The organism is Rhizobium sp. P40RR-XXII (assembly GCF_012641405.1).
Lineage (GTDB): Bacteria > Pseudomonadota > Alphaproteobacteria > Rhizobiales > Rhizobiaceae > Rhizobium.
Genome location: NZ_JABAII010000003.1, coordinates 534,665 through 541,859, shown reverse-complemented (window position 1 = coordinate 541,859; position 7,195 = coordinate 534,665). Strand labels below are relative to the sequence as shown.

Here is a 7,195-nt window from a genome sequence, read left to right as displayed (position 1 = left end):
GCCTGCGCAATGCCATCGCTGATAAAGGCGCTGTGGCGGTGATCCCCAACAATCCTTCCCGCGCCCAAAAATACCCGCTGGACAAGCATCTCTACGCCCAGCGCCACCTGATCGAGTGCTGCTTCTCGAGACGCAAGCAGTTCCGCAGGGTCGCTACGCGCTTCGAAAAAACCGTCGAAAACTACCTCGCAGTCGTCACTATCGCAGCAATCGTCCTATGGATCAGATAACTGTCCACACTTCCTAGGGCGGGAGTTGAATCCTCGCTTCTGATTGGAGCAGTGCGTGCGCAAGGATACGCAAAGAACGAGCGTTCTTAGCCAATGCCTTTCGCCTCCTTGTCAGCGACGGTCGTGCCGAAATGAACGTGACATTGTTACGTCAAGCGCAAATCCACATGGGGGTGGAGCTTCTTGAGATTTGGCAGGGATTTCATCTGCCAGGGGATTTGCGACGAGCCGCATATGGTGAGGTGAATATTCGGATGCTTGCGAGCCTCGATGGTCAGTTTGGCAAGCAGATTGATGCCGGATGAGTTCAAAAACTGTAGGCCGGTCAGATCGAAAGTCGCTTTGCCGCCGCCTCCATGGAGGACATCCCTGGCCAGATCATAGACCGGCGCATAGGCATCGGGACCCGCCAGGCGCATGGTCCCGTCAAAATACAAGATACTGCCTTCGGACCAGACGCGGAATGCTTCTTCTTTGATTTCCATAAAGGGCCTCTTGCGGGTTCACGCCGATGAAATCGCCATCGCGGCATAGGTTTGCAGCTCGATCCGCTTGTGCGGACCATGCTCATCGAAATGCCAGGCCAATTGAACCTGGTAGTCGCTCATCAACGTCAACAGTCCTAACCCGGACGCATTGTCGCCTGCAAGGACACTTGCCTCAATCTGCTCTATAAGGAGATCGCCGGGATCGCCGGCCGTTACCTTCTGCAATAGTTGCTGGAAGCGGGCAGTCGCTTCGCGGTCGATCAGGTTCACGATCCGCATCCTGAAATGATGGGTATCCAGCAGAGCCTCGATAAGGATTTCTCCCGAGGCGCGGAACTTGATGGAATTTTCGATAAGCTCGTTGGTCAGGTAACCGATATCGTGCCGCACCGTCTTGTATTGGCGCTCGGAAGCGCGGAAACCGAGCGCCATCGTCTCCGCGATAAAGTCGGATGTCATGGCCGAATGGCGCCATGCCAGATGAAGCGGACCGTCGAACAGGCGAATGCGAAGGGCATTGGCGAGGTCGAACGAGACCAGATGTTCCTTGCCGAAAGTTGCTGTTGTCATCTCCTCACCTGTGCCGCATCACCACAAGGGTAATATCGTCATGGATCTTGTGGGTTCCGATATAGGTCATCAAATCATCGAGTATGCCCTCGATGACTTCTTCCGCGGTGCCGCCGTGCAGGCGGCGGGCGTCCTCCAAAAGCCTATCGAAGCCGAACAGCTCGCCCTTTGAATTCTCCGCTTCAGTGACGCCGTCGGTATGTAGGACAACCATGTCGCCTTTCTCGAAGGGCACTTGCCGCGTATCGATAAAGGGAGCTATGTCAGGCTCAAGGCCAACCGGAAGACCGAGATCGCCTGTGTCTATCCGCTCCACCTTTCCGTCCTGGCGAATAATGATCATGTCTTCGTGCTGACCGGATATCGTCAATCTCTCGCCGTCATAGTCGAGGAACGACAAGGTAATATGCTTGTCCGTCTGTGTCCGTTCGATGTTCTTAAAGATTGTACGGTTGAGATCGGTCAGGAATTTTGCCGGGTCCATCTCGCCCGCCTCCTGCAAGGCGCGGGCGATCGATTGCACCATCAGCATCAGCACACCGCTCTCCAGCCCGTGGCCGGTCACGTCGCCGATGCCGATCTTCAGGTTGTTTCCGTTCTCCAGAACATCATAATAGTCGCCGCCGACTTCATCGGCCGGGCGCATATATGCGGCTATCTCCAGATGCTTGATCGCCGTCAGCTCCTTGGCCCGCGGCAGGACCATGAGCTGGATCCGCCTGGCGACATTGAGCTCCGCACCCAGCCGCAGGTTTTCGTTCTTCAATTGGCTGTTGAGGGTTGAAATCTCTTCCTTGGCCGCCTCGATCTCCTGGGTTCGGTCCGAAACGAGCTTTTCGAGGTTTTCGGTGTGGAAGCTGATATCCTCCGCCATCCGGTTGAATGCGATGCCGGCATCCGCCACTTCGTCCCTGGTCGAGATATCGACCCTGACCGAATAATCCTTCGCCTGTATGCGTTTGGCGGCGCTCGCCAGCGCGCTGATGCCGCTGGTGACGCGCTTCGAGGCAGCAAACACCGCCGCCGTGACGATCAGCAGGGACACCAGGACCGCCATGATCTGATAGAGCAGGATGCGGTTGGTCGCCCGCGATATCTCATCCTTGGCGGCAATGAGCGAAGCATAGATCTCACGCTCGGGCACCACGATCCCGAGCGACATGACCTCGCGTTGGACCGGTCCATCCACCCAAAGATTGGTCGGGCGCAACTGCTTGACAACCACGAGATAGGGTACGTCCTCTCCCTTTTCGCTGAGGGAGATATGCTGGATCGCACCATCGGCATCGAGCGGCAGCTTGGTGATGGCCGTTTGCGCGCTATGGCGTAGCGATCGATCGACGCCGGTAACACCCTTGGCGGCAGCATCGTTGGCGGCACGCAAGCCGATGACTTTCTCGCCCACAGGATTGATTGCGACAACGTTTCCATTCGACATGGCAAGGAAACCGAAGCCGGTCTGGGCGACTTTGACGTGCTCAACGATTTCAGCAAGCTGCGTCAGAGTAATATCGGCGCCTGCGGCACCGGCCACATGATGTCGATCCGCCGTCCAGAGCGGATGGAAAAAACTGACGATCAGCTTGCCGGTGATGGCATCAGTATAAGGAGCGGTCTGGGTAATGTAATCGGCGACGGGCCTCGACGAGGGGTCGGCGGCCCATTGCTGCCAGGATTCGTAGAGCCCTGGAAAGAAGAAGGTCCAGAAGTCCGCGTTGTTATGCCCGGGATAGAGTTTGTCGAAAGTCTGCGCTTGCGTGGTATAGGGCGCAGTCCGGAATACGGGCCGCTCTCTCGGACCAATATAGTACATCTGTAATTTCGATGCGCCATTCAGCAGCAGCGACGGCGCCACGAGATTAAGCACGGCACTCCATTCGATATCAGCCTGCACCTGCGGCAGCGGTCGATGGTCTTTGTCGAGCAGATAACCCCAGACGCTGACGACAGAAGGCGTGCCGGGAGGATTTTGCGCCCATCCGCCGGCAGCGTCATATGCCACCGTGACTGCGTCGGGAGAAGACTTGGCTATGGCGCTACCTACGCTCCCACTTCTTGCCGGGTTGTCGATCTGTCCCTGAAGCACGCCTGCCAGCGCCTTTACGTCGGAATGGACCTGGTCGATCAGCAAACCGACCTCGGCGGCGGTCGAATCCGCATAGGAGCGAATATAATTCTGGCTCGCCTTCTCCAGACCCTGTCCCACTTCCGTCGTGGCGTTGCGCGAAAGGCGCTGCACGTTCCACAGCGCAAGGCCGCCGCTGACGAGCAGATCGAAAAGAACAGCTCCGCCAACGACGAGCAGAAATTTGGCGCGAAATGAGCGCAGTCCGAGCCGTTGCTTGGCAATTGGCCTATCTGTCATAGCGGTTTCTGTCCCGAAGAAGCCCAGATCGGCCAGCCGGCATAGCCTCTTGGATGGAGCGCGGCAAAAATATGATCGGCGAAACCTTGCTTGAATCGCTCGATGAATGCGGCCGAATCCCCCCTTCTGACCGCCATTTCATCTGCATAGACATTCTGCCATGCGGTGATGATGTCGGCGAAATCCTGTGGATCACCATCGAGATTGGTAACCATGAAGCTTTCCATCCGCACATCCTTGAAGCCAACATCCAGCAGCATGCGGCGGCCCTTGGGACCCATTTCGACATCCATATCGAAGTGAGCGAACAGCTTTGCGACCTCGTTATAGGTCCATTGGATGCTGTCAGCTCTGGGTTCTCCAAGACAATGGGAGTTCTTCTCGTTGGTGATGTAGACCCTGCCACCCGGCTTGCATATGCGATAGAGCTCCCGAAGCAGAACATCCGGACGGTCGAAGATCTGCAGTGAGTGCCTGCAGGTCACGAAATCGAACTGATCGCTGTCGAACAGCATCTGGGATGCATCGCCATAGGTATATTCGATGTCCTGGACGTCGAAGTCGGCTGCGACCTTGCGGGCATATTCCAGGCTGGGCACCGAATGGTCGAGAGCAACGATTCGCGCCGGCTTGAAATCCTTTCGCAACAGCATGGCGAAATCGCCGATGCCGCAGCAGATGTCGGCGATATGCAAACCCTCGCGAAGGCCGTGCCGCGGCAGTATCTCGCGCTCGTGCCGCCAGGTCATTTTTGTCTGGGTCCGCAGGATCGGTATGAAGCTCTGGCTCTCTACGAATGTCTGGCCCGGGTAGAAGGCGGAATCGTAGATCTCGACGATGATGTTCGGTGACAGATCGCTCAAATGGCGAAACAGTCGCGACGACCATGCAACGACGCTCGAAGCGATAACAGTCAGCTTGAGATCCGGCCTGGACCGCGTGGCATCGAGGAGTACATGCGTCAGGGCGCGGAACGCGGTATTGTTCATGTGGGCGACGCGCTTCAGATTGATGTAGCAGACGCCGTTCACCGTCTCGATGCCGTTGCGCAGCAGAGCGAGATCATCGGCAAGCTCCGCGACCGAATGCGGCCTAAGGACTCCCGATAGGGAGAATTCCTGGTTGTTGGCATCGAATTGCGCCGTGAAGCGGCCCGAGGAGTTGTTGCTCAATTGAGTAGCCTTTCGAGCGCGAGATCCACCACGAAAGTCATCATTCCAGTACCCAGACCGGACAGTTCGATGTTGGCGTCGTAATTCACTGCTAGGCCAAGAAGGATTGCATGCTCGGCACGCGCGGCGTCATCGGTGATGACATCGAGATAGTTTGCAAGCGCCTGCCCGTCTCCAATGCGCTCGACGATTGTCTCATATGACTTGCGTTGCTCGGCGGAGCAGGGAAAGGTCAATTCGATCCGTTCGGTTGAGCCGTTTCGGTAGAAGCGGCAAGTAAGACCGCCGTCGCTCTCCCTGGTGTGGAACGACATCTCGAAGAGCTCGTTCAGGGCCGCCGAAAGCAGATTGGCATGACGGATGGGATCGTGGCGATCGTGGCTCACCATGCGGGCCACATAAGCGGCGCATTGGTCGCAATGCGACCAATCTGCCACCAGGGTCGCCATCTCCATCTCCAGTTCAAGCAATGGCTTGAAAGCCGCGTCCACTTGCACCTCCATCATACCCCTTCAAGAAATTCCCGAATGAAATGTGCTTCAGAAACTCATGGACTGGCGCGAAATTCGTCGAGTGTCGCGGCCGGCTGAGTGCGGGTACCCCGCCTTATGAAATCATCAAGCTTGTCGGCGGCGAGCGGGGGACTGATGGAGTAGCCCTGCAAGCGGTCGCAGCCCTCCTCCTGGAGCCAGGCGGCCTGCTGCTGCGTTTCGACACCCTCGGCGGTCACCCGCATGTCCAGACCGTGGGCGAGGCCGATCACGGAGCGCACAATGGTTTGGCTTTTGGTGTCCTGCACAAGATCCCTGATGAAATAGCGATCGATCTTGATCGTATCGAAGGGAAAGTTCTTGAGATAGCTGAGCGAAGAATATTCCGTGCCGAAATCATCGAGGGAAATCTGAATGCCAAGTACGTTAAGCGTGTTCAGCGTGTCCAGATTGTTGGTCGTCCGCTCGAGAAGCACGCCTTCGGTGATTTCCAGCTCCAGGCGCTCGGCCGGAAATCCGACGATATCGAGCGTTTGAGAGATACGATCGGTCAGGCCGGGCGTCAGGAACTCCGCCGGAGAAAGGTTGACCGCAAGCGTATAGTGCGCCGGCCATGCGAGGGCTTCGCGGCAGGCTTCTTCCAGCATCCACTGACCGATTTCGCGCATGAGACCATCGGCTTCGGCCATGGGAATGAATGCCGCCGGCGGAATGATTCCGAGGGTCGGATGCCGCCAGCGCAGCAGTCCCTCGAAGCCGACCACATTGGACGGAGGCTCCACCAGCGGCTGATATTCGATGAAGAACTCGTCGCGCTGCAGCGCCACGCGCAGGCTGCGCCGCAACAGCTCCCTTTGTTCGACCACGATCAGCATGGCCGGATCGAAAGTCCGCGCTCGCCGTCGTCCCTCTTTCTTGGCGGCATAAAGGGCGACATCGGCAGCCTTCATCAGCTGTTCCCCCTCATTGCCGTCGCGCGGCGCAATTGCGACCCCCACACTGACGCCGACGAAGAGAGAGATGCCGTTGACCGTGAACGGCTTCTTGAATTCCGCAACCAGTGCGTCCGCCAGTTTTGCTGCCTCGAAGACCCGCTGCGGGCCGATCTGGATAATGGCGAATTCATCGCCGGCGAGACGGTAGACCGTTCCGTCCCGGCCGAGCGCTTCCTTGATTCTTTCAGCGGCGAGTTTCAGCACGATGTCGCCGGCGCCGTGGCCAAGTGTATCGTTGACGGGCTTGAAGTCATCGAGGTCGAGCTGCATCAGCACCGGCCCGGTCTTGCCGCTCGCCGGAAGCAGTTGTGCCAGTGCCGCGCTGAATTGGCGGCGATTGGGTAATCCGGTCAGGACATCGTGCGTTGCCTGATGGATGAGCCGCGCTTTTTCATTGTCTTCGGACGGCGGGCTCCCATTCGTGGCTGCTCCGTTGGTTTCGACAACCAGAAGTCCCACTCGGATATAGGAGAAGAGGAAGTTGCATTTTCCCCGCCTCGGATCGTCAAGCTGGATCGCGCGGGGCTCGCTGGTAGCGATTACCTGACGAATGAGCTTGGCAAGCGCCGGTTTTGCAAGTGCCGGATAGGCCTCCCACAATGTTACCTCGTTCCGGGACAGAAGACCGATATGCTCTTTAAATCTCTTGGAGGAATCAAGCAGTTTGAGATCGAGATCCCAAAGCGAAATCATAGCCTCTAAACCGTTGTCGGATTCGGACTCATATGGAATTCGCTGCGGCCGATCCACTCGGTTCTCGGGCATATGGCCTCGTCCTCCCAAGCCGGCCACATAAAATCCGGCCATTGTCCAGTTTGAACTGATCCGTTCACATCGGAGTATGCGAATTAACAATCGCAGTCTCATCGAGCGTACGGGCGCAA

The 7,195-nt window shown here is 57.4% G+C and carries 6 protein-coding genes and 1 pseudogene; 1 reads left to right on the top strand and 6 read right to left on the bottom strand.

Going from position 1 to position 7,195, the window contains the following annotated elements:
• Positions 1 to 230, top strand: a pseudogene (locus HGP16_RS08900) (IS5/IS1182 family transposase); the annotation flags it as partial.
• Between the two features lie 146 nt (positions 231 to 376).
• Here the strand turns inward: HGP16_RS08900 and HGP16_RS08895 are convergent.
• Genes HGP16_RS08895 through HGP16_RS08870 form a run of 6 tightly spaced genes read right to left on the bottom strand, consistent with a single transcriptional unit; the run spans position 377 to position 7,076 of the window.
• The gene (locus tag HGP16_RS08895) at positions 377 to 715 is read right to left on the bottom strand and encodes a slr1659 superfamily regulator (RefSeq protein WP_168839634.1); all 339 of its coding nucleotides are present in this window, start codon (positions 713 to 715) and stop codon (positions 377 to 379) included.
• 18 nt (positions 716 to 733) lie between these two features.
• Positions 734 to 1,288, bottom strand: a complete 555-nt coding sequence (locus tag HGP16_RS08890; protein WP_168839633.1) for a slr1658 superfamily regulator — start codon at positions 1,286 to 1,288, stop codon at positions 734 to 736.
• A gap of 4 nt (positions 1,289 to 1,292) precedes the next feature.
• A complete protein-coding gene (locus HGP16_RS08885; protein ID WP_168839632.1) occupies positions 1,293 to 3,653 on the bottom strand; it encodes a SpoIIE family protein phosphatase in 2,361 nt (786 codons plus the stop codon).
• Positions 3,650 to 4,825 (bottom strand): class I SAM-dependent methyltransferase, encoded by a 1,176-nt coding sequence (locus HGP16_RS08880; RefSeq protein ID WP_168839631.1) that lies wholly within the window; start codon positions 4,823 to 4,825, stop codon positions 3,650 to 3,652. Before HGP16_RS08880 ends, HGP16_RS08885 begins: the two co-directional genes overlap by 4 nt.
• The gene (locus HGP16_RS08875) at positions 4,822 to 5,331 is read right to left on the bottom strand and encodes a ubiquinone biosynthesis methyltransferase UbiE (protein ID WP_168839630.1); all 510 of its coding nucleotides are present in this window, start codon (positions 5,329 to 5,331) and stop codon (positions 4,822 to 4,824) included. Before HGP16_RS08875 ends, HGP16_RS08880 begins: the two co-directional genes overlap by 4 nt.
• A 41-nt stretch (positions 5,332 to 5,372) precedes the next feature.
• A complete protein-coding gene (locus HGP16_RS08870) occupies positions 5,373 to 7,076 on the bottom strand; it encodes a bifunctional diguanylate cyclase/phosphodiesterase (protein WP_168839629.1) in 1,704 nt (567 codons plus the stop codon).
• Between the last annotated feature and the right edge of the window lie 119 nt (positions 7,077 to 7,195).